The 22644-nt window shown below is 65.1% G+C and carries 18 protein-coding genes and 1 pseudogene; 14 read left to right on the top strand and 5 right to left on the bottom strand.

Annotation, left to right across the window (positions count from 1 at the left end):
* The 4 genes from CIC12_RS03905 to CIC12_RS03920 form a co-directional block, all read left to right on the top strand.
* Positions 1-500 (top strand): phosphoribosylaminoimidazolesuccinocarboxamide synthase (locus CIC12_RS03905; protein ID WP_168662354.1); only part of this gene is annotated, 500 nt, incomplete at its 5' end.
* Positions 501-550: 50 nt separating this feature from the next.
* The gene (gene purE, locus CIC12_RS03910) at positions 551-1069 is read left to right on the top strand and encodes a 5-(carboxyamino)imidazole ribonucleotide mutase (protein ID WP_168662356.1); all 519 of its coding nucleotides are present in this window, start codon (positions 551-553) and stop codon (positions 1067-1069) included.
* A 115-nt stretch (positions 1070-1184) separates the two neighbouring features.
* On the top strand, positions 1185-2381 hold the full coding sequence (locus CIC12_RS03915; protein WP_168662358.1) for a 5-(carboxyamino)imidazole ribonucleotide synthase: 1197 nt from the start codon (positions 1185-1187) through the stop codon (positions 2379-2381).
* A gap of 10 nt (positions 2382-2391) precedes the next feature.
* Positions 2392-3441, top strand: a complete 1050-nt coding sequence (locus CIC12_RS03920) for an L-threonylcarbamoyladenylate synthase (RefSeq protein WP_168662360.1) — start codon at positions 2392-2394, stop codon at positions 3439-3441.
* Between the two features lie 141 nt (positions 3442-3582).
* On the opposite strand, the gene CIC12_RS03925 is transcribed toward CIC12_RS03920, so the two are convergent.
* The 3 genes from CIC12_RS03925 to dacB form a co-directional block, all read right to left on the bottom strand.
* Positions 3583-4836 (bottom strand): SGNH/GDSL hydrolase family protein, encoded by a 1254-nt coding sequence (locus CIC12_RS03925; protein ID WP_168662362.1) that lies wholly within the window; start codon positions 4834-4836, stop codon positions 3583-3585.
* 168 nt (positions 4837-5004) lie between these two features.
* On the bottom strand, positions 5005-5898 hold the full coding sequence (locus CIC12_RS03930; RefSeq protein WP_168662364.1) for a sterol desaturase family protein: 894 nt from the start codon (positions 5896-5898) through the stop codon (positions 5005-5007).
* A 179-nt stretch (positions 5899-6077) separates the two neighbouring features.
* A complete protein-coding gene (gene dacB / locus CIC12_RS03935; RefSeq protein ID WP_168662366.1) occupies positions 6078-7772 on the bottom strand; it encodes a D-alanyl-D-alanine carboxypeptidase/D-alanyl-D-alanine endopeptidase in 1695 nt (564 codons plus the stop codon).
* 337 nt (positions 7773-8109) lie between these two features.
* Between dacB and CIC12_RS03940 the strand changes: the two genes are divergently transcribed.
* From CIC12_RS03940 to CIC12_RS03965, 6 genes are all read left to right on the top strand, one after another.
* A complete protein-coding gene (locus CIC12_RS03940; protein ID WP_168662368.1) occupies positions 8110-8772 on the top strand; it encodes a response regulator in 663 nt (220 codons plus the stop codon).
* 4 nt (positions 8773-8776) lie between these two features.
* The gene (locus CIC12_RS03945) at positions 8777-10078 is read left to right on the top strand and encodes an ATP-binding protein (RefSeq protein ID WP_168662370.1); all 1302 of its coding nucleotides are present in this window, start codon (positions 8777-8779) and stop codon (positions 10076-10078) included.
* A gap of 153 nt (positions 10079-10231) precedes the next feature.
* Positions 10232-11752 carry a DegQ family serine endoprotease gene (locus CIC12_RS03950; RefSeq protein WP_168662372.1) on the top strand — a complete coding sequence of 507 codons (1521 nt, stop codon included), beginning with the start codon at positions 10232-10234 and terminating at the stop codon, positions 11750-11752.
* Between the two features lie 296 nt (positions 11753-12048).
* Positions 12049-12546, top strand: coding sequence for a carboxypeptidase regulatory-like domain-containing protein (locus tag CIC12_RS03955; protein WP_168662374.1), 498 nt, complete (start codon positions 12049-12051; stop codon positions 12544-12546).
* Between the two features lie 150 nt (positions 12547-12696).
* Positions 12697-13089, top strand: a complete 393-nt coding sequence (locus CIC12_RS03960; RefSeq protein WP_168662376.1) for a DUF427 domain-containing protein — start codon at positions 12697-12699, stop codon at positions 13087-13089.
* 34 nt (positions 13090-13123) lie between these two features.
* Positions 13124-13885: a CoxG family protein gene (locus CIC12_RS03965; RefSeq protein WP_168662378.1), complete on the top strand. Its 762-nt coding sequence runs from the start codon at positions 13124-13126 to the stop codon at positions 13883-13885.
* A gap of 219 nt (positions 13886-14104) precedes the next feature.
* Here CIC12_RS03965 and CIC12_RS03970 read toward each other — a convergent pair.
* Positions 14105-15093: pseudogene (locus tag CIC12_RS03970) on the bottom strand (helix-turn-helix domain-containing protein).
* A 166-nt stretch (positions 15094-15259) separates the two neighbouring features.
* Here CIC12_RS03970 and CIC12_RS03975 point away from each other — a divergent pair.
* Positions 15260-15904, top strand: a complete 645-nt coding sequence (locus CIC12_RS03975; RefSeq protein WP_168662380.1) for a cysteine hydrolase family protein — start codon at positions 15260-15262, stop codon at positions 15902-15904.
* A gap of 178 nt (positions 15905-16082) precedes the next feature.
* Here the strand turns inward: CIC12_RS03975 and CIC12_RS03980 are convergent, their stop codons facing one another.
* Positions 16083-16724, bottom strand: a complete 642-nt coding sequence (locus CIC12_RS03980) for a TetR family transcriptional regulator (RefSeq protein WP_168662388.1) — start codon at positions 16722-16724, stop codon at positions 16083-16085.
* Between the two features lie 430 nt (positions 16725-17154).
* On the opposite strand from CIC12_RS03980, the gene CIC12_RS03985 reads away from it, so the two are divergent.
* The 3 genes from CIC12_RS03985 to CIC12_RS03995 all read left to right on the top strand — a co-directional run.
* A complete protein-coding gene (locus tag CIC12_RS03985) occupies positions 17155-18387 on the top strand; it encodes an efflux RND transporter periplasmic adaptor subunit (RefSeq protein ID WP_168662382.1) in 1233 nt (410 codons plus the stop codon).
* Positions 18388-18405: 18 nt separating this feature from the next.
* The gene (locus tag CIC12_RS03990) at positions 18406-21627 is read left to right on the top strand and encodes an efflux RND transporter permease subunit (RefSeq protein ID WP_168662384.1); all 3222 of its coding nucleotides are present in this window, start codon (positions 18406-18408) and stop codon (positions 21625-21627) included.
* 1 nt (position 21628) lies between these two features.
* Positions 21629-22644, top strand: a 1016-nt coding sequence (locus CIC12_RS03995; protein WP_168662385.1) for an efflux transporter outer membrane subunit, incomplete at its 3' end; no start/stop codon positions are given.

The raw sequence follows: 22644 nt of genomic DNA on the forward strand, positions 1-22644 counted from the left end.
GCGGCGTCGAACTGCCGCCGGGTCTGCAGAACGCACAGAAGCTGCCCGAGCCGATCTTCACGCCGGCCGCCAAGGCCGAGATGGGCCACCACGACGAAAACATCACGTACGACGAGATGGAGCGCCGCATCGGCACCGAACTGTCGGCCACGATCCGCGACATCTCGATCAAGCTGTACAAGGAAGCCGCTGACTATGCCGCGACGCGCGGCATCATCATCGCGGACACGAAGTTCGAATTCGGCCTCGACAATCACGGCAAGCTGTACCTGATGGACGAGGCGCTGACCGCCGATTCGTCGCGCTTCTGGCCGGCGGATCAATATCAGGTCGGCACCAACCCGCCGTCGTTCGACAAGCAGTTCGTGCGCGACTGGCTCGAAACCCAGCCGTGGAAGAAAGAACCTCCGGCGCCGAAGCTGCCCGACGACGTTGTCAGGAAGACGGGCGAGAAATACCAGGAAGCGCTCGAACGCCTGACCGGCCATAAGCTCGCCTGACCCGCGTGGGTCGCCAGAAGCGCCATTCGGGAAACAAGGAAGCCGTAAAGATGAGTGAAGCTCAAACCGCCCATACGCATGGCGCGCCGGTCGTCGGTGTGCTCATGGGCTCCAGTTCCGACTGGGAAGTCATGAAAAACGCCGTGGCAATTTTGCAGGAGTTCGGCGTGCCGTACGAAGCCAGGGTCGTGTCCGCGCATCGCATGCCCGACGAAATGTTCGCCTATGCTGAAAGTGCGCGCGAGCGCGGCATTCGCGCGATCATCGCCGGTGCGGGCGGCGCGGCGCATCTGCCGGGCATGCTGGCCGCCAAGACCACGGTGCCGGTGCTCGGCGTGCCGGTGGCGAGCAAGTATCTGAAGGGCGTCGATTCGCTGCATTCGATCGTGCAGATGCCCAAGGGCGTGCCGGTCGCGACGTTTGCGATCGGCGAAGCGGGCGCGGCGAATGCGGCGCTGTTCGCGGTGTCGCTGTTGAGCGGCACGAGTACCGAGTATGCGGACAAGCTGGCCGCGTTCCGTGTGCGCCAGAACGAAGCGGCTCACGCAATGGTTTTGCCGGCGCTGTAACGTCAGCGCCGCTGATTGCTTTAAGACGTCCCCCTGTCCGACCCCCGGCCGGGTGCCCGCAATTGCACGACCGTGTGCACGCCTGCGGCGCACCCGGCCGCGACCGACCACTAAGATGAACCCAGACAACACACCGGTTTCACCGATTCTGCCCGGCGCATGGCTTGGCATGGTCGGTGGCGGCCAGCTCGGCCGCATGTTCTGCTTTGCCGCCCAGGCGATGGGCTACCGCGTTGCCGTGCTCGACCCGGACGAAAGCAGCCCGGCCGGCGCCGTCGCCGACCGCCATCTGCGCGCGGCCTACGACGACGAAGCGTCGCTGACCGAACTCGCGCGGCTGTGCGCGGCGGTGTCGACCGAATTTGAGAACGTGCCGGCCGCGAGCCTCGACTTTCTCGCGAAGACCACCTTCGTGAGTCCGGCGGGCCGTTGCGTTGCCGTGGCGCAGGACCGCATCGCCGAGAAGCGCTTTATCGCATCGTCGGGCGTGACGGTGGCGCCGCACGTGGTGATCGAGTCGTCGGACGCGTTGAGCGCGCTCGACGATGTCCAGCTCGAAACCGTGCTGCCCGGCATTCTCAAGACCGCCCGCATGGGCTACGACGGCAAAGGCCAGATTCGCGTGCGCAACGCGGAGGAAGTGCGCGAGGCGCATGCGTCGCTCGGCGGCGTACCCTGCGTGCTGGAAAAGCGCCTGCCGCTGAAGTTTGAAGTGTCGGCGTTGATCGCGCGCGGGTCGAGCGGCGCGTCGATGGTGTATCCGCTTGCGCAGAACACGCACCGCGACGGCGTGCTGTCGCACACCATCGTGCCGGCGCCGGACGCAAGCCCGACGCTGGTCGAGCAAGCGCAACAGGCCGCGCTGCAGATCGCCGACAAGCTCGGCTACGTCGGCGTGCTGTGCGTCGAGTTCTTCATTCTCGAAGACGGTTCGCTGGTCGCCAACGAAATGGCGCCGCGTCCGCACAACTCCGGCCACTACACCGTCGATGCCTGCGCAACCAGCCAGTTCGAACAGCAGGTGCGCGCGATGACCGGCATGCCGCTGGGCGACACGCGCCAGCATTCGCCGGCGGTGATGCTGAACATCCTCGGCGACGTGTGGTTCCCGGACGGTCCGAAGCGCGCGGCGGTCACGCCGCCGTGGCACGAAGTCGCGGCGATGCCGGCGGCACGTCTGCATCTGTACGGCAAGGAAGAGGCGCGATGCGGCCGCAAGATGGGTCACGTGAACTTCACGGCGGCAACGCTCGAAGAAGCCCGCACGGCTGCACGCGATTGCGCGCGGCTCCTGCACATCGTCACGAGCTGACGCGCGCGCCATGCCGGATCAACAGAACCCCGCTGAAAACGCCGCGAGTGCATTGCCGGTGAGCGCAGCGCAGATCGAGCACGCGGCGGCGCTGCTCGACGCGGGTGGCCTGGTCGCGTTCCCGACGGAGACCGTATACGGGCTTGGCGGCGACGCCGAAAGTCCGGACGCGGTCGCGCGCATTTACGCGGCGAAGGGCCGGCCGGCGAATCATCCGGTCATCGTGCATCTGGCGCCGCAAGGCGATCCGAACTACTGGGTCGAGCAGTTGCCAGAGCAGGCGCAGCGTTTGATCGATGCGTTCTGGCCAGGTCCGCTCACGCTGATCCTGAAGCGTGCCGCGCGGATTCCGGCGGCGGTGAGCGGTGGCCAGGATTCGGTCGGGCTGCGCTGCCCGTCGCATCCTGTCGCGCAGGCTTTACTGCAAGCGTTCAGTGCATTGCGCGGCGGACATGGCGGCGTGGCCGCGCCGTCGGCGAATCGCTTTGGGCACGTGAGCCCGACCACCGCGCAACATGTGCGCGACGAGTTCGGCAGCGCGATTCATGTGCTGGACGGCGGCGCGTCGGATGTCGGGATCGAATCGACCATCGTCGATTTGTCGCGTGGTTTTCCGGCACTGTTGAGACCGGGCCGCGTCACGCCACAAGATATCGCCGACGTGCTTGGCGAGGCGCCGCGTTTGCCGGACGGCTCGGATGCGACCGCGCCGCGCGCTTCCGGCACGTTGAAGGCGCATTACGCGCCGCGCACGCCGCTCGCGCTGCTGCCGTTCGGCGCGCTGGAGCCCTTGCTTGCCGCGCGTGAAGCGGGAGAGCGTGTGGCGTTGGTCGCGCGCGCTTCGCGAGCCGGCCGTTGGGCCGATGCCGAGGGCGTGTATTTCATCGCCGCGCCTGAAGATCCGCACGTGTACGCGCGTGAGTTGTACGGCCTGCTTCGCGTGCTCGATCGCGCGAACGTCACGCGAATTCTGATCGAGAAGCTGCCCGATACGATCGAATGGATCGCGGTGAATGACCGCTTGGGCAGAGCCGCAGCAGCGTTCGAAGCGCAAGGCTAACGGCAGGTTTTTATCCGCGGGCACGCGCGCGTTGCGGCCGTTCGCGTATTGCTGAAAGCAAAAACGCCCGGCTTGACACACCAAGCCGGGCGTTCTGTTTCGCAGAACCCTTACTGTCGTCGCGAGGCGGCCAATTCCACTTTATTTTCCGAGCCCGCTAGCGGCGATCTGCTGCTGCACGTATTGCGCGAATAACGCATGCAAGTGCGTGCTCGGGTGGACCGTGTCGGCGAACATGTACGTCTGGTCAGCACCAGCCACCGTATAAGTCTGCGGCGAGCAGAACAGCGACGAGCCGAACTGGGCGCCGTACTGCTCCGGGGTCAGCCCGTTCGTGGCGCTCGGATTGGCCTTCGCATAAGCGGTTGCGTTGCTCTCCATCGACGCCAGGTTACACGCCGTGCCGGTGTTGGATACCGTAAAGCCCAGCGCCTGGTAGTTCGGCACCTGCTGATCCAGCCACGTGAACGCATCGACCACGATCACCTTGCCTGTACCCGCGACGCCGAGGTCCTTCAGCGTCTGACCGAGCATGTAGTTATAGGCTGCGGTAATCGCCGACAGCAGTGCACCCGAGCCGGCCGTTTGCGCTTCGGCTGCGACGCCGAGCGGCGCAGTGCCGATGTCCGGCACCGTCGACACCACCACGTGGGTCGCACCGGAGTTGACGATGGTCTGGACTTTCGTGGCGAGCGCGACGGCGGCTTGCGCAATCTGCGGGTTAGGCAGATTCTGCAGATAGTTGACGATGAACGCGACCTTGCCTGCCTGCGAGTTCGGCAGTTTGCCGGTCTTCACGAGCGTCACGAAGTCGGTCTGCAGCGCGACGCCGAGCGCCGTCAGATTGGCGGTGGTCCCTGCGAACTGGAAGATGTCGTTCGCGCCGCCGTTCACCAGCACGAGCTGGTTCGAGTTGAAGCTCGTATGTGCGCTGAGGTATTGGTCCACCTGCGTCACGACCGGCACCGTCGTCGCCGCCATGTTGTTCGGCGCCCAACCCTGGCCTTGAGCATTGACGACGTCCGAGCCGCCCTGCGCATAACCGTAGCCGCCTGCTGCGGCGAGCGGCTTGCCGAAACCGCCCAGGTATGCCGGCGTCAACGTGTCGCCGTAGTACTCCGCAACCTTCTGCGTCCACACCTCGCCCGGGTTGGTCGTGAAGCGGCCCCCGCCGAAGCTCGACTGAATCACCGGCGAATACGTGCCGACGTCCGACAGGCTGTCGCCGAACGACACCACCTGCAATTTGACGCCGCCTGCCGGCGTGCTGCTGTTCGAGTTGTTGTTGTCATCGCCGCCACCGCCGCAGGCCGCGAGCAGGGCGAACGCGGCGCTGGCCAGCGCGATCTGCGTGACGCGAATGAATTGATGCTTATTCGATGCTGACTGATTCATGTTGACTACATCTCCTCGTTTATGTGGCCCTTGCGCCATGTGTTGCAGGCAGCGCCCGCCGCGTCGGCGGCGTGGCGACAGCTTACAGAATCTTCTACGGTCTGCGCTGCGTTTGAAACGCAGCCGTATGGTTTGCACTCGGGTGCGACTGCTTGTTTGTCTCTTCGCCTATGTGGCACCCGGCGCAACCGGACGGGCCGCGCGGCGCGCATGACAGTCCGTGGCCCACGCGGGCGGCGCAAACAATGCGCGCAACTTGTTGCGCCAACCGCGCACGCTCGCGAAGTCGGCGGCCATCGACGCCCATTCGTGAAACGTCGCCTTCAGCGGGTTGTTGGTGTGCAGCGGCTCGACGGTGCCGTACACCGGCGCGTCGTGCGGATGCTCGTCGACATAGCTGCCGAACAGACGGTCCCAGATCACCAGCACGCCCGCGTAATTGCGATCGATATAGCGGTTATCGCGCGCGTGATGCACGCGATGGGTCGACGGCGTGTTGAACACGTATTCGAGCCAGCCCAGCTTGCCGATGGCCTGCGTATGCACGAAAAACTGGAAGCCGAGATTGATCAGCACGATCGCGACGATCTGCGTCGGTGGAAAGCCGAGCACCGCCAGCGGAATCGAGAACAGCCACATGCCGGCGACCACGTACATCAGGCTCTGACGGAACGCGGTCGCGAAATTCATGCGCGCCGACGAGTGATGCACGACATGCGCGGCCCACAACCAGCGCACGCGATGGCTGCAGCGATGAAACACGTAGTAGAGCAGATCCTGGGCGACGAACAGCACGACGAACGATGCCCAGCCCCAGCCCGCCTGCCACGTGTGGATGCGGTAGCGCGCGTAGAAAAATGCGTAGACGGGCATGTTCGCGAGCCACGCGAGCTTGTCGGCGGCTTGCTGCATCAGCGCAAGCGCGGCATTGCAGAACGTGTCGCGCCAGCTATAGATCGATTCGCCTGGGCGCGTGCGCCGCAGGTGCCACGCCTCCCAGCCGATGCATGCGAGAAAGACCGGCGCCATGGCGAGCAGCAGCAATTCGGCATCGAATTGCATGGTGTCTTCCTCCGTGGTCCCTGACCGCAGCGCGCTGCGCAGCGGGTCGTGTCGTTATTGTTCGAGCGAGCCGCGCAGCTTCCGGAAGAAGTCCCTTCGGAGAACCGTACCGGGCGCGCGCTTTGCGCGACACGCATGGCGCTGTGCGCATGTCGATCGCTGTCCGACAGCGTACACGCTTAGGACCTTCGCGCGCACGGCTTCGCTAGAAGAAATCCTCGGTGACTCGCGCGCTTGCGCGGGTTTTTCCTGGGCTTGTCGCGCGGTTCGTCAACGGGGACGGCGATCTTTCTGAAGCCTTGCGAGGGTCCCTCGTAGACCCATTCGAGCAATGCGTCGTGCGCGGCGCGCGCCGCTTCCGAATGCGGATCGTTGATCAGGCTCACGACCACGTAACTGTTGCCGTCCTCCGACGCGACATAGCCTGCGATCGCGCGTACGTCGCGCAAGGTGCCGGTCTTGATGTGCGCGTTGCCGCCCGCGCCCTGATTGGCGAGGCGGTTGCGCATCGTGCCGTCGACGCCCGCGATCGGCAGTGACTCGACGAACACCTGCGCGACCGGGCTCGCATTGGCCCGCTGCAACAGGTCGGCGAGTGCGAGCGCGGTGATGTGCTCGTCGCGCGAGAGGCCGGAGCCGTTGTCGAGCGTCAGGTATTCCATGTTGAGGCTGTCGCGGCGCAGAAACGCCTGCACGGCGCGCGCCGCTTTGGCGGGCGTCGCGGGCGCCTTCTCTTCGGCCGCGCCGATGGTCAGGAACAGATTGCGCGCCATTGTGTTGTTGCTGAACTTGTTGATGTCGCGAACGATGTCGGACAGCACCGGCCCCTGATGCGTGGCGACCAGTTTCGCGCCGACGGGCACCGCGCCTTCACGCGTCGTGCCGCTGAAGGTGCCGCCGGTCTGCTGCCAAAGCGCAAGAAAGCCGCCCGCGAAAAAGGCCGAGTGATCGAGCACCGCGACGTTGATCGTGCGCGGGTCGCAGCGCATCGAATAGTCGCCGATGAACGAGGCCACGAGGGTGCCGTTCGGCTGCTGCGTGACGGTGGGCGACACGGAGGCCGCGTCGCCGCGGCAGGGCCCGTTGATCGCGCGCATCTGATTGTCGATCTGCAACTGCGCGAGCGCGGGCAGCACGTCGATCACGACGCGGCCGTCGGGCGACGGCGTCACCGTGAATGACAGCGATTTGAACGCGTACAGCAGCGGATCGGGGCCCACGTTGTACGGCGCGGTGGCGTCGTCGTCGAACGGCGGCAGGTCGCGTGTCGACGGATCGAAGTAGCGCTTGTCGAGCACCAGCGCGCCGTCGATGCCGGTGATCCCCGCCTTGTGAATCTTCTGCACGAGATCGATCAATTCTTCCGGCACGAGCTTCGGGTCGCCGGTGCCTTGAATGTACAGACTGCCGTGCAGCACGCCGTTGCCGTCGAGGGTACCGTCCGCGTATGCGCTCGTGCGCCAGCGATAGTCGGGGCCGAGAATCGACAGGCCGGAGTAGGTGGTGACGAGCTTCATCGTCGACGCGGGCATCATCGGCTTGCCGGCATTGAGCGCGACGATCGGCGTGCGGTCGCCGACCTTCTCCACCACCACGCTGATCGACGACAGCGGCACGTGCGCGCGCTGCAACGCGGCCATCACCGGTTGCGGCAGCACCGTCGTCACGCTGACGCTCGGATGCGTGGCCTTGACGCGCGCCTGCGCGGCGAGCGGCAGCGCGGCGGCCGAGCCGAGCGCGGCGCACACGATGAGCCAGGCCGGGGCGAGCGGCGCGAGCCGGCGCGGCTTGCGCGCGGCAGCGGTGGGGGCAGAGCAACAGCGCGAACGCAACGCCACGCGGCGTGCGACGGAAGACAGGAATGCGTGCGTCATGAACGGGTGAGGATGCAAAATTTCGGGGCGTGGAGGTCGCGGCAATCCACGCAGCATTGATTCATGCGCGGCGCTTGCGCTGCACGGCTGCGGCCCGCGCGGGGGGCATCGGCCGGTCGTGCAAACAGCCGTGTAAGCAGCCGTGCAAACGCGTCAGCGCAATGCCGAGTCTGGCATGCGCCTGCGGCGCGCACGGGGCAAATCGCGGCCACGCGACGCAAAGCGCCCATTGTAGTGACATGCCGCCAGGCTGCGGTGAGAAAAAAGCACCACGCGCCGCGCACGGCGGGGGCGGCGCTAGAATGCGGCATCATCAAACGTTTCGGAACGTATAACCATGCGCATTTTGCTAGTCGAAGACGACCGGATGATCGCGGAAGGCGTGCGCAAGGCGCTGCGCGGCGAAGGCTTCGCGGTCGACTGGGTGGAAGACGGCGAAGCGGCGCTGAGTGCAGCGAGCGGCCAACCTTACGATCTGGTGCTGCTCGACCTCGGCCTGCCCAAACGCGACGGTCTCGATGTGCTGCGCACGTTGCGCGCGCGCGGCCACGCGCTGCCGGTGCTGATCGTCACCGCGCGCGACGCGGTGGCCGAGCGCGTCAAAGGCCTCGACGCCGGCGCCGACGATTACCTCGTCAAACCTTTCGATCTCGACGAACTCGGCGCCCGCATGCGCGCGCTGATCCGGCGCCAGTCCGGCCGCAGCGATTCGACGATTCGCCATGGCACCCTCACGCTCGATCCCGCGTCGCATCAGGTCACGCTCGACGGCGCGCCGGTCGCGTTGTCGGCGCGTGAGTTCGCTTTGCTGGAAGCGCTGATCGCGCGGCCCGGCGCGGTGCTGTCGAAGAGTCAGCTCGAAGAAAAAATGTATGGCTGGGGTGAGGAGATCGGTAGCAATACCGTCGAGGTCTACATTCATGCGCTGCGCAAGAAGCTCGGCGCGGACCTGATCCGCAACGTGCGCGGTCTCGGCTACATGATCGCAAAGGACATCTGAGCCGATGCGTTCGATTCGCCGACAACTGCTGGTCTGGCTGCTGGCGCTGGTGTTGCTGGGCGTCGGCATCGCGGGCTGGCTGATTTACCGGCAGGCGCTCGCCGAAGCCAACGAACTGTTCGATTACCAGTTGGAGCAGATCGCCGCGGCGCTGCCGTCGGAGCCGTTCTCGCAGGTGCTCGGGTCGCGCGACACCGGCGACGAAGGCATCGTGCTGCAGATCTGGAATCGCAACGGCGTGCTCATGTACTACTCGCGGCCGCGCGCGCCGCTTGCGCCGCGCGCCGAACTCGGCTTTTCGACTGAACGCACGGAGCGCGGCGAATGGCGCGTGTATGGCGCGATCGTCGGCGATAACGTCGTGCAACTGGCGCAGCCGCTCTCCGTGCGCAACCGGCTCGCCGCGAATGTGGCGCTGCGTACCTTGTGGCCGTTGATCGTGCTGCTGCCGTTGCTGGGTCTCGCCGTGTGGGTGATCGTCGGACGCGGGCTGCGACCGTTGCGGCGCGTGACCACCGCGCTCGACGCGCGTCACCCCGAGGCGCTCGATCCGTTGCCGGACCAGCGTTTGCCGCTCGAGGTGCAGCCGCTCGTGCGCGCGTTGAACGGATTGCTCCAGCGGCTCTCGACCGCGCTCGATATTCAAAAAGCCTTCGTCGCCGATGCCGCGCACGAATTGCGCACACCGCTCGCCGCCGTGCAGATTCAGGCGCAACTCGTGGCGCGCGCGAAAGACGATACCGCGCGCAATGAGGCGCTGGCGGATCTGCAGGCGGGCGTCACGCGCGCCACGCGCCTCGCCGAGCAATTGCTCGCGCTCGCGCGCTCCGAACCGGATGGTGCGGCTGTCACCGACGCGATCGATCTGCGCGCGCTATTGCAGGAGTGCGTCGGGGCCTATGCGCCGCTGGCGCTGAATCGCGGCGTCGATCTCGGTGTCGAGGCGAGCGAAGCGGCCACGGTGATCGGCGATGCGGACGCGCTGCGCGTAATGTTCAACAACCTCGTCGACAACGCGACCAAGTACACGCCGCAGGGTGGCCGCGTCGACGTCAGCCTGCGCGTCGAAGACGGGCATCCTGTCGCGCGGATTGCCGACAACGGGCCGGGGATCGACCCGGCCGACCGCGATCGCGTGTTCGATCGCTTCTACCGTGCCGGCGCCGGTGCGAATCGTGCGCGCGCCGACGTGGCGGGCACCGGGTTGGGCCTTGCGATCGTGCGCCGCATCGCGACACAACATCACGCGAGCGTGTCACTAGACGAATCGCCGGCGGGCGGCTTGCAGGTCACGGTGCGCTTTTGACCATGAGCTTTTCTTTCCTCAATCTGGGTTGATCGTGGGTTAAACGTGTCGCGAAAATCGATTTTTTCCCATTGACGCTGCTTAAGACTCTTTTAAGCGATCCCACGTACGCTCCCCGACATCCCAGAAGCTCTCTCCAGTCAGGAGTACACGATGAACGCGAAAACCTTGTCTCGCAGCGCTGTTGCAGTAGCTGTCGCCGTTGCGCTTTCCGCCGGCTATGTGGCGGGGCATCGCAATGTACCTGCACCGCAGGTGATCTCGCCGGCGCAAGCCGCGATGATGCCTGCCGAAGCCGCGGCTAAAACCGGCATTCCCGATTTTTCGGGTCTGGTCGAAACCTACGGGCCGGCCGTCGTCAATATCAGCGCTAAGCACGTGGTCAAGCGCACCGCGCTGCGCAGTAATGGCGGCAACGCGAGCGGCAATCAGCTGCCCATCGATCCGAGCGACCCGTTCTATCAGTTTTATAAACGCTTCTTCGGCGGCATGCCGGGCATGCAAGGCGGTGGCGGCGATGGCGGCGGCGATGCACCCGATCAGCCGAGCGCGAGTTTGGGCTCGGGGTTCATCTTCAGCAATGACGGCTACATCCTGACCAATGCACACGTGGTGGACGGCGCGAACGTCGTCACCGTAAAGCTCACCGACAAGCGCGAGTTCAAGGCCAAGGTGGTCGGCGCCGACAAGCAGTCCGACGTCGCCGTGCTGAAGATCGACGCGAGCAATCTTCCTACCGTGAAGATCGGCGATCCGCGTCAAAGCAAGGTCGGGCAGTGGGTGGTCGCGATCGGCTCGCCTTACGGCTTCGACAACACCGTGACCTCGGGCATCATCAGCGCGAAGTCGCGTTCGCTGCCGAACGAAAACTACACGCCGTTCATCCAGACCGACGTGCCGGTGAACCCGGGCAATTCGGGCGGTCCGCTGTTCAATTTGCAAGGCGAAGTGATCGGCATCAACTCGATGATCTATTCGCAGACCGGCGGCTTCCAGGGCCTGTCGTTCGCGATTCCGATCAATGAAGCGATCAAGGTCAAGGACCAACTCGTCAAGACCGGTCACGTGAGCCGCGGCCGTCTCGGCGTCGCGGTGCAGGGTCTGAATCAGACGCTGGCCGATTCGTTCGGCATGCAGAAGCCGCAAGGTGCGCTGGTCAGCTCGGTCGATCCGGGCGGCCCGGCTTCCAAGGCCGGTCTGCAGCCGGGCGACGTGATTCTGTCGCTGAACGGCGATCCGGTCGCCGACTCATCGGATCTGCCGTCGAAGGTCGCGGGTCTGGCGCCGGGCAGCTCCGCCACCGTGCAGATCTGGCGCGACAAGGCCACCAAGGACCTGAAGGTGACCATCGGCTCGTTGTCAGACACGAAGGTTGCGTCGAGTAAGGCCGATGAGCCCACCCAGTTGCAAGGTCGTCTCGGCGTCGCGGTGCGTCCGCTGACCCCGGAAGAGAAGAGCGGCGCGTCGGTGTCGCATGGTCTGCTGGTGCAGCAGTCGGGCGGCGCGGCGGAGAACGCCGGCATCCAGCCGGGCGACGTGATTCTGGCGGTCAACGGCCGGCCGATCAGCAGCGTGGATCAGCTTAAGCAGATGATCAGCAGCGCCGGCAACAGCATCGCGTTGCTGATCCAGCGCGACAATGCGCAAATCTTCGTGCCGGTCGATCTCGGCTAACAAATTGAACGGACGGGCCGGGTGAGCGACGAGGCGCCAGTTTGACCGACGCTTCCCCCGGATCTGTCTGGTGTGCAGTACCTTTTGCCGGTCTTTTGCATTTACTGCAACGGACCGGCTTTTTTTCGCCTGTCGGAAAGTGCGTGGAAAGCGCCGCACACCCTGCGACACCCCGCGGCAGCGGCTTCCGGACGACGCGCCGGGGCGCCTGGCACGCAGGTTGCATGTGCTTTGATCCGGACCCATCGCGGGCCCGGACATACCGGACGACAAAACCTCAACCATGGAGCGAACCGATGAAAACCCAACGCAAGCAGCGAGGGATCGTAGCCGCCGCGCTGTGCGCGGCGCTCACGCTCGGTCTGGCGGGCGGCGCGCAGGCACAGCAGGCAAGCGAAGTCACCGGCGGCACCACCACCGACGACAGCAGCGCAGGCAACACCAATGGGGGCGGGCTACCGCAAATCCAGCAGCAGGGCGACGTTTCGTTCGTGTCGGGCGGCGTCGGCCTCGACGAGTCGAAAGCGTTACAACACGCGCAGAGCCAGTGGCCGCTGTCGTTGCGCTTTACCGGTCCCGGCTCCGAATTTCTCGCTGACGTCCACGTGCGAATAGTCGACGCGCATAACAGCGAGGTGTTGAACACCAGCTCGCGCGGGCCTTACATGCTGGTGAGGCTGCGCCCCGGCCGCTACACCGTGCACGCGAGTTATAAGGATCAGGAGCAGTCAAAGGCGGTAACGGTTCAGGCCAAGGGCAGCGCCAAGTCCGCGTTTTACTGGAATACGAAGTAAGCGGCTGCGGCTTCCCGGCGGGAGCGCGGCTGAACTGCCCACTGCGCGAGGAAGCCCGCGCAATCGGCGGCGGTTTGGCCGATAATGAAGCCACGGGCGCGCCCGTGGCTTTCTTGTTTGTACGACCGCACATCATCACGGAGCCGAGACATGAGCGATGCCTTGACACCTCACGGTAGCCCCACAGCGAGTGCGGGCGGCCACACGATCACGATCCGTAGCAACGGCCACCGCGTGCGCGTGATCCATGGCGGCGTGACCATGGCCGACACCCAGGCGGGGCTCACGCTCAGCGAGACCGGGTTGCCGGACGTGTTCTACTTTCCGCGCGAGCACGTCAACATGGCCCGGCTCGAACGCTCGACGCATACCTCGCACTGTCCGCACAAGGGCGATGCTTCTTACTTCCACCTGCGCACCGAAGACGGTGTGATCGAAAACGCCGTGTGGAGCTACGAGGCGCCGTTCGAGCCGGTCGCGCAGATCAAAGGGTATCTCGCGTTTTACGCATCGCGCGTCGACCGTATCGATCAGACGTCCTGATCCCGCCGTCGCGCGTTCATCGGAAGAGGCTGCCATGGAACTGAACGACGCGTTACGGATTCCACTTGCGCCATCCGATGTGTGGGACGCATTGCAAGACCTCGCGATGTTGCGCGCCAGCCTCGACAACTGCGAGTCGTTCACGCGCCTCGCGCACGGCGAATACGCGTTGATCATGACCGTGCCGCTCGGCCCGTTACGCGCGCGTTACGAAGCGCGCGGCCACGTGGCCGGCCAGGACTCCGGACCGGCGGATGCACAGCGCCGCACCATCAATTTCAAGGCGCGCGCCGAGGGCATTGGCGCGTTGCGCGGTCAGATCGAAGTGCGCTTGCGCGCGGACGACAACGCGCCTAGCACAGGCAAGGAGCGCAGCACGCGCGTCGACTATACGATCTGGGCAACCTCATCCGGGCCGCTTGCCGAACTGCCGACGCGCCAGCTCGAAAATGCGCTGCATCAACTCGCCGATGATTTTTTCACCGAATTCGACGCAGTGGTGCGGGCGAGGCACGGCCAAGGACCGAACCGCGCGCGCAGTTCTTCGGTACGTCGGCAGCACGTGTTTTTAAGGCCGATCACCTTGGCCGGCATCGCCCGGCGTACCCGCACGGAGCACGGCAATGCGATGGGAGGGCGGGCGGCGAGTGCGTCGCATGGCGTTTCGCAGGGGCTGTCGCCGGGCGTCTCGCGGCGCGAGCACGGTTCGCACGTGCTGCCGAATTGGGCTTGGGCCGTGATGATTTTTCTGGTCGCGCTGTTGCTATATGCGGCGCGGCGGCTTAGCGAGGCTTGACGACGGTACGATCATCGCGCCGCCATCGCGCGGCGATGACGAGTGGCGCTGCTGTCGCGTCGGCGCGACTACGAAATCACGGTGGACCACTACGGAACACTGTTGATCACTGACATCCCCAAGCGCGTTACTTGAACGCGTCAGTCCTATCTCTCTCGTTGTTTCCGCGCTTTCACCCGGTGTCGCCGACTCCGAGCCGCGTGCGCGCAATATCTACGCTCAACCGCCGCGAAACTCCCGCCTCCACGCGGATGGCGACGTGCGAAACGCGTCCCCGAAATGCTGCCGCAGCGAAGCCGCCGAGCCGAAGCCGGCATTCCCCGCGATCGCTTCCACCGACGCGTCGGTGCTTTCCAGTAACTGCTGTGCGCGGGCGAGCCGCTGCGCCAGCAGCCGACCGTCGTACCGGTGGCGAGCCGGAAGCGTCGCGTGAAGGTGCGCCGGCTCATCAACGCGCGCCCGGCGAGCGTGTCGAGCGTATGCGGCAGGTGCAGATTGCCGCTCACCCAATCGAGCAGGCCGGAGAGCCGGTCGCCACGCAGGTTCGGCGACATCGGCTGCTGGACGAATTGCGCCTGGCCGCCTTGTCGGTGCGGCGGCACCACCAGCCTGCGCGCCACGTAGTTCGCCGCCTGCGCGCCGCCCATCTTGCGCAGCACGTGGAGGCAGCAGTCGAGGCCGGCGGCGGTGCCGGCCGAGGTCATCACGTTGCCGTCGTCCATGTACAGCACGTCAGGATCGAGCCGCACGCGTGGGTAGCGGCGCGCGAAATCGTCGGCCCATGCCCAATGGGTCGAGGCAGGGCGATCGTCGAGAATGCCCGCGGCGGCCAGCACGAACGCCCCCAGACACAGCCCGACCAGTTGCGCGCCGCGTGCGTCGGCCGCGCGCAACGCGTCGAGCAAAGCGGCGGGCGGCGCCTCGTCGGCATCGCGCCAGCTTGGCACGATGACCGTATGCGCCTCGGCAAGGGCGTCGAGGCCGTGTGTGAGGGCGAGCGAGAAGCCGGCGGTGGTCGTCAGCGCGCCTGTCTCGGCGGCGCAGATGCGCAAGTCGAAGTCCGGCAGGCCGCCGCCGCGGTGATCCTCGCCGAAAACCACGCACGGCACCGACAGATGAAACGGGCTGATGCGATCGAACGCGACCACGGCCACGATGTGGCGGGGTGCGCCGTCCAGCGCGGCGGGCGGGGGAGGGCAATGGGCCATCGATCACCTCGTGACATTTAACCCCGGATGGCCCGATTCTAGCGAATCTTGTCGTTCGGGCCGCTGTCGCGAAAGCGGCGACTGGGGAACAATGCAGCCATCGCGCCACCGGGCCGCGCGGCGCGAGCCTTTCCCCGATTATTCCTCACCCACCAGGAGTCTTGCCATGACCACGCCGCGCCGTGCGCTGATCGTCATCGACGTGCAGAACGAATACGTGAGCGGCGATCTGCCGATCGAATTCCCGGACGTCCAGACCTCGCTCGTCAACATCGGCCGCGCGATGGACGCGGCGCGGGCCGCCGGCGTGCCAGTGGTAGTCGTGCAAAACGTCGCGCCGGCCACCTCGCCGCTGTTCGCGCGCGGCAGCGCCGCAGCGGAACTACATCCGGTGGTCGGCTCGCGCCCGCACGATCACTACGTGGAAAAGTCTTTGCCGAGCGCGTTCACCGGCACTGATCTCGCGGACTGGCTCGCCGCGCAGGACGTCGACACGCTGACGGTGGCCGGCTACATGACGCACAACTGTGACGCGTCGACCATCAATCACGCGGTTCACGCGGGGCTCGCCGTCGAATTCCTGCACGACGCGACGGGCTCGGTACCGTACGAGAACAGGGCGGGCTTTGCCAGCGCGGAGGACATCCACCGGGTATTCAGCGTGGTGCTGCAATCGCGCTTCGCGGCGGTGGCGAGTACGGACGAGTGGATCGGGTCGGTGCAAAGCCGGGCGCCGCTTGCACGGGACAACATCTATACGTCGAATCAGGCGGCGCGGGCGCGGGCACGGGCGCGGCGGGGGGTTGCCTGACGCGGCTGCATGACGAGGCGCACATGCATGGCTGTCGCGCGTGGCCACACAGGCAAAGCTGCCGTACCCACCCCCATTGTTGCGCCCAAACGAAAGCGGGCCGGGTTGCTCATCCGGCCCGCTTTTCTGGCGTTGACCACGCCGCTCCTCAAGCCGCGCTAACCGCACCGCGCGGCCGCTACGCCGTGCTCTTGCGCAGCGCCGGGCTTAGCCGCAGCGCGTCGAACATGCCTTCAACCATCTGTTGCGCATGCGTGCCGAAATCCGTCGCATCGGGCAGGAACAGCATGTCGCGCAGCGAGCCGCTGACAAACGCATGGACCATTGCCGCCGCGAGTTTCGTATCGAGATCCGCGGGCATTTGTCCCTTGGAGACCGCGTTGCGCAGTCCGCCTTCAATTTTGACGAGCCCCTCGCGCATATTGGTCTGGTAGCGTTCCATCACCGGGCCCATCTCCTCGACCAGCTCGCACTTCAGAAACAGGATGTCGAACACGCGCCGGCGGCGGGGGTCGTTGGCGGTATCGCGCAGGCAGACCACGCAGATTTCCATCACGCGCCTGAGCGGATCGGGTTCGTTGGGGTCTTGCGATGCGGCTTTGAGTTCATCCAGCGGCAGCAGCACGCGGTCGAACATTTCGGTGAAGAGGTCGCTTTTGTGGGCGAAGTGCCAATAGATTGCGCCGCGCGTGACGCCGGCGGCTTGTGCGATATCGGCGAGCGAAGTGCGCGATACGCCTTTCTCGAAGAACACGCGTTCGGCCGCATCGAGAATACTGGTGCGCGTCTCTAACGCCTCTTCTTTGGTTCTTCTGACCATATTGGTATGACCTGCCCTGATTGTGGGGTTTCCCCGGGCGTTTTTAAGTCGGCCCGATGACAATCTGTCTACTATTTCGGAATTTAGGAACTATTCTTGCGGGTCCCCCGCCCGCAACAGATATAAATGCACTTTTACATGCATTCGTGAACGTATATATAATAGCACCCCACGATCGGATAGCCCAAGCCGTGACGACCGGTTAATATCCGTCACTGTTGCCTTCCAAAAAGCTCCTGCGCGTCTCCCGAGAGGGCGGCGCCGTGCGGCATTCCACGGTATGGCGCAATTCGCACCACGATGCCCCGGCAGGTGCGATGTGCAGCCACGGGCTTCCGGTCAAGCGTCGCAAGACGCATGTGTGCGCCGCGGTCCCCGGGGTAGGGATGCGCGCACTTTTTCATTCTCAGTCTTTGACAGAGGTCGCTCCATGCGCGTCGAACGGGTTCCATTCCGCTTAATCAGTGCCGCGACGGCTGCCGTATTGCTGGCAGCGTGCGGACCAAAACAATCTGCCCCGCCGCCACAGACGCCCGAAGTCGGCGTCGTCACCGTCGAGCCGACGACCGTGCCGGTTGTCACCGAACTGCCTGGCCGCACCAGCGCCTTCCTCGTCGCGCAGGTGCGCGCACGGGTCGACGGTATCGTGCTGCGCCGCGAGTTCACGGAAGGCAGCCAGGTGAAGGCCGGTCAGCGTCTGTACAAGATCGATCCGGCGCCGTACATCGCGACGTTGAATAACGCGAAGGCGACGCTCGCCAAGGCGCAGGCCAACCTCGTGTCGACCACCGCGCAGGCCAACCGCTACAAGGTGCTGGTCGCCGCCAACGCGGTCAGCAAGCAGGACTACGACAACGCGGTCGCCGCGCAAGGCCAGGCTGCGGCCGACGTCGCCGCGGGCAAGGCCGCGGTCGACACCGCGCAGATCAACCTCGGCTATACCGACGTGACCTCGCCGGTCACTGGCCAGATCGGCGTGTCGCAAGTCACGCCGGGCGCGTTCGTGCAGGCGAGCGCCGCGACGCTGCTCGCCACGGTCCAGCAACTCGATCCGGTCTACGTGGACCTGACCCAATCGAGCCTCGACGGTCTGAAGCTGCGCCGCGATGTACAGGAAGGGCGCCTGAAGACGAGTGGTCCGGGCGCCGCGCAGGTCTCGCTGATTCTCGAAGACGGCCGCGTTTATTCGGAGAAGGGCAAGCTGCAGTTCACCGACGTCACGGTCGACCAGGGCACCGGCTCGGTCACGGTTCGCGCGATCTTTAAGAACGCGGACAAAGTGCTGCTGCCGGGCATGTTCGTGCGCGCGAAGATCGAGGAAGGGGTCAACCAGAACGCGCTCGTCGTGCCGCAGATCGGCATCACGCATGACCAGAAAGGTCAGCCGACCGCGCTGGTCATCGGCGCCGACAACAAGGTGGAACTGCGTTCGCTCGTCACCACGGGTACCTTCGGCACGAACTGGGTGGTCGCAAGCGGCCTGAAGCCAGGCGACCGCGTGATCGTCCAGGGCACCGACAAGGCGCGCCCGGGCCAGCAGGTCAAGCCAGTTGCCGCGCAACTTCCCGCCACCCCCGCTTCCGACGCAGCCGCCCAAGGCGCGCCGGCCGCCAGCGGTGCTGCCCAGACGGCTCAACCAGCCTCTGCTGCATCGGGCGCGTAATAACAGGGAGCCCGCCTCATGGCAAAGTTCTTTATTGATCGCCCGATTTTTGCATGGGTGATCGCCGTTATTCTGATGCTCGCGGGTATCGCGTCGGTCTTTACGTTGCCGATCGCGCAATACCCGACCATCGCGCCGCCGGCCGTGCAGATCAGCGCAACGTACCCGGGTGCATCGGCGAAGACGGTGGAAAACACCGTCACGCAGGTGATCGAGCAGCAGATGAGTGGTCTCGACCACTTGCTGTATCTGGCGTCCACTTCGGACGACTCGGGCACGGCAACCATCACGCTGACGTTCGCGGCCGGCACCAACCCCGACATCGCCCAGGTGCAGGTGCAGAACAAGCTGCAGCTCGCCACGCCGCTCTTGCCGCAAGCCGTGCAGCAGTTGGGCACCAAGGTCACGAAGTCGAGCAGCAGCTTCCTGCTGGTGATGGCGTTCGTGTCCGAAGACGGCAGCATGAGCAAGTACGACCTGGCGAACTACGTCGCGTCGAACATTCAGGATCCGGTCAGCCGTATCGACGGCGTGGGCACGGTGACGCTGTTCGGCTCGCAGTATGCGATGCGGGTCTGGCTCGATGCGAACAAGCTGAATAACTTCGGCCTCACGCCGGTCGATGTCGAAACCGCATTGCAGGCGCAGAACGTTCAGGTGGCAGGCGGTTCGCTCGGCGGCACGCCGTCGGTGCCGGGCCAGGTGTTGCAGGCCACCATCACGCAGGCCACGCTGCTCAATACGCCTGAGCAGTTCGGCAACATTCTGCTGAAGGTGAACACGGACGGTTCGCAGGTGCGCCTGCGCGACGTGGCGCGTATCGAGCTGGGCGGCGAAAACTACAACTTCGACACCAAGTACAACGGCCAGCCGACGGCCGGCTTCGGTATTCAGCTCGCCACCGGCGCGAATGCGCTGGCCACGGCGAAGGCGGTGCGCGCGAAGGTCGCCGAACTGTCGAAGTACTTCCCGCACGGTCTGGTCGTCCAGTATCCGTACGACACCACGCCGTTCGTGCGTCTGTCGATCGAGGAAGTGGTCAAGACGCTGCTCGAAGGTATCGTGCTGGTGTTCCTGGTCATGTACCTGTTTTTGCAGAACCTGCGCGCCACGCTGATCCCGACGATCGCCGTGCCGGTGGTGCTGCTGGGCACGTTCGCGGTCATGGGCCTCGTGGGCTTCTCGATCAACACGTTGTCGATGTTCGGGCTCGTGCTGGCAATCGGCCTGCTGGTGGACGATGCGATCGTGGTGGTGGAAAACGTCGAGCGGGTAATGCAGGAGGAGGGCTTGTCGCCTCGAGATGCAACCCGCAAGGCGATGGACCAGATTACCGGCGCGCTGGTCGGCGTGGCGCTCGTGCTGTCGGCGGTGTTCGTGCCGGTGGCGTTCTCGGGCGGTTCGGTCGGCGCGATCTACCGGCAGTTCTCGCTGACGATCGTGGCGGCGATGGTGCTGTCCGTGCTGGTCGCGTTGATTCTGACGCCGGCGCTGTGCGCGACGATCCTCAAGCCGATTCCGCAAGGGCATCACGAAAAGACCACCGGCTTCTTCGGCTGGTTCAACCGTACGTTCAACAAGAGCCGCGACAAGTATCACTCGGGCGTGCACCACGTGATCAAGCGCTCGGGCCGTTGGCTGATCATTTACATGGTGGTGATCTTCGCGGTCGGGTTGCTCTTCGTCAGATTGCCGAAGTCGTTCCTGCCTGATGAAGATCAGGGCACGATGTTCGTGCTCGTGCAAACGCCGTCGGGCTCGACACAGGAAACCACCGCGCGCGCGCTGAAGGACGTGTCGGACTATCTGCTCACCAACGAGAAGTCGATTGTCGAATCGACCTTCACGGTGAACGGCTTCAGCTTCGCCGGCCGCGGCCAGAACGCGGGCCTCGTGTTCGTGCGGATGAGGGACTACGCGCAGCGCCAGCACGCGGACCAGAAGGTGCAAGCGCTGGTCGGGCGTCTCTACATGCACTTCGCCGGCTACAAGACCGCGGTGGTGTTCCCTGTCAATCCGCCGTCGATTCCTGAACTCGGCACGGCTGCGGGCTTCGACTTCCAGTTGCAGGATCGCGCGGGTATCGGCCACGCGAAACTGATGGAAGCGCGCAACATGCTGCTGGGTCTGGCGGCGAAAGATCCGACGCTGGCGCAGGTGCGTCCGAACGGCCTGAACGATACGCCGCAGTTCCGGGTGAACATCGATCGGGAGAAGGCGCAGGCGCTTGGCGTGTCCGTGTCCGACATCGACCAGACGTTCTCGATTGCCTGGGCATCGGCCTACGTGAACAACTTCCTCGATACCGACGGCCGGATCAAGAAGGTCTATCTGCAAGGCGAGGCGCCTTTCCGGATGAAACCGGAAGACGTGAGTGCATGGTTCGTGCGCAACAGCGCGGGCGCGATGGTGCCGTTCTCCGCGTTCGCGAGTACCGAGTGGGCGTTCGGTTCGCCGAAGCTGGAGCGCTACAACGGTATCTCGTCAGTGGAAATTCAGGGCGCGGCTGCACCGGGCAAGTCGACCGGTCAGGCGATGACGGCGATGGAAGCACTCGTGGCGAAGTTGCCTGCGGGCGTCGGCTACGAATGGACGGGCTTGTCGTTGCAGGAACGCCAGTCCGGTTCGCAGGCGCCGATTCTGTACGGCATCTCGATTCTCGTCGTGTTCCTCTGTCTCGCGGCGCTGTATGAAAGCTGGTCGATCCCGTTCTCGGTGATCATGGTGGTGCCGCTCGGCGTGATCGGCGCACTGCTGGCCGCTACGCTGCGCGGGCTCGAGAACGACGTGTTTTTCCAGGTGGGTCTGTTGACCACCGTCGGGTTGTCGGCGAAGAACGCGATTCTGATCGTGGAATTCGCCCGCGAGCTGCAGCAGGGTGAAGGCATGGGACCGATCGAGGCCGCACTCGAAGCAGCGCGTCTGCGGTTACGTCCGATTCTGATGACCTCGCTCGCGTTCATTCTCGGCGTGATGCCGCTCGCGATCAGTAACGGCGCCGGCTCGGCCAGCCAGCACGCGATCGGTACCGGCGTGATCGGCGGGATGTTGACGGCGACCTTCCTCGCGATCTTCATGATCCCGATGTTCTTCGTCGTGATCCGCGCGAAGTTCGGTGGTGAGAAGGAAGACCCGGATGAGGCGCTCGCACACTACAACCAGCACCATCCGCATGATCCGCAAGGTGGCGGTTCGGCTGGCGGGTCGACTGATGAAGGCTCGGGCAAGGACGGACATTGAGATGCAAAAACATTCTCTGATTGCAGTGGCGGTCGCGTTGTTCGCCGCGGGTTGCACGATGGCGCCGCGGTATCAGCGCCCCGATGCGCCCGTGACGGCAACCTTCCCGGCCGGCGGCGTGTACGACACGCAACCCGGCGCGACCCAACCGGGCGCGACCCAGTCTGGCTCCGCCGGCGCGCGCAGCGCCAACGGCCAGGCGGCCGCCGATATCGGCTGGCGCGATTTCTTCGTCGATCCGCGTATGCAGCGGCTGATCGAAATCGCGCTGAAAAACAACCGCGATCTGCGTGTGTCGGTGCTGAACATGCAGGCGTCGCAGGCGCAGTACCGCATCGTGCGCGCCGGTCTGTTCCCGACGCTCGACGCGGCGGCTTCCGGCACGCGTTCGCGTACGCCGCGCGACCTGTCGGTCAGCGACCAGCTGATCACCTCGTCGTATTCGGTGGGTCTGAATGCGTCGTGGGAAATCGACTTCTTCGGGCGGATTCAGAGCCTGAAGGATCAGGCGTTGGCGACCTACCTGGGCACGGCTCAGGCGCGCAAGGCGGCGGAAATCGCGCTGGTCTCGCAGGTGGCGAACCAGTACCTGACGGTGCTCGAACTGGATGACCTGCTGAAGGTCACACAGAACACGCTTAAGACCGCAGACGAGTCATATCGGATCAACAAGGTTCAGTTCGATACCGGTACGGGTTCGGAACTCGATCTGCGTCAGGCGCAAACGGTGGTCGAGGTGGCGAAGGCGAATCTGCAGGCGCAGATGCGTCTGCGGGCGCAGGCTGAAAACGCGCTGGTTCTGCTGCTTGGCGAGTCGATCCCCGCGGACCTGCCGCCGGGATTGACGTTGGACGACCAGAATCTCCTGACGGACATTCCGGCTGGTCTGCCGTCCGATCTGCTGACACGTCGTCCGGACATCATGGAGGCCGAGGAGAATCTGCTGGCCGCCAACGCGAATATCGGCGCGGCGCGCGCGGCGTTCTTCCCGCAAGTCACGCTGACCGGCAGCGTCGG

The organism is Paraburkholderia sp. SG-MS1, from assembly GCF_012275575.1.
GTDB lineage: Bacteria > Pseudomonadota > Gammaproteobacteria > Burkholderiales > Burkholderiaceae > Paraburkholderia.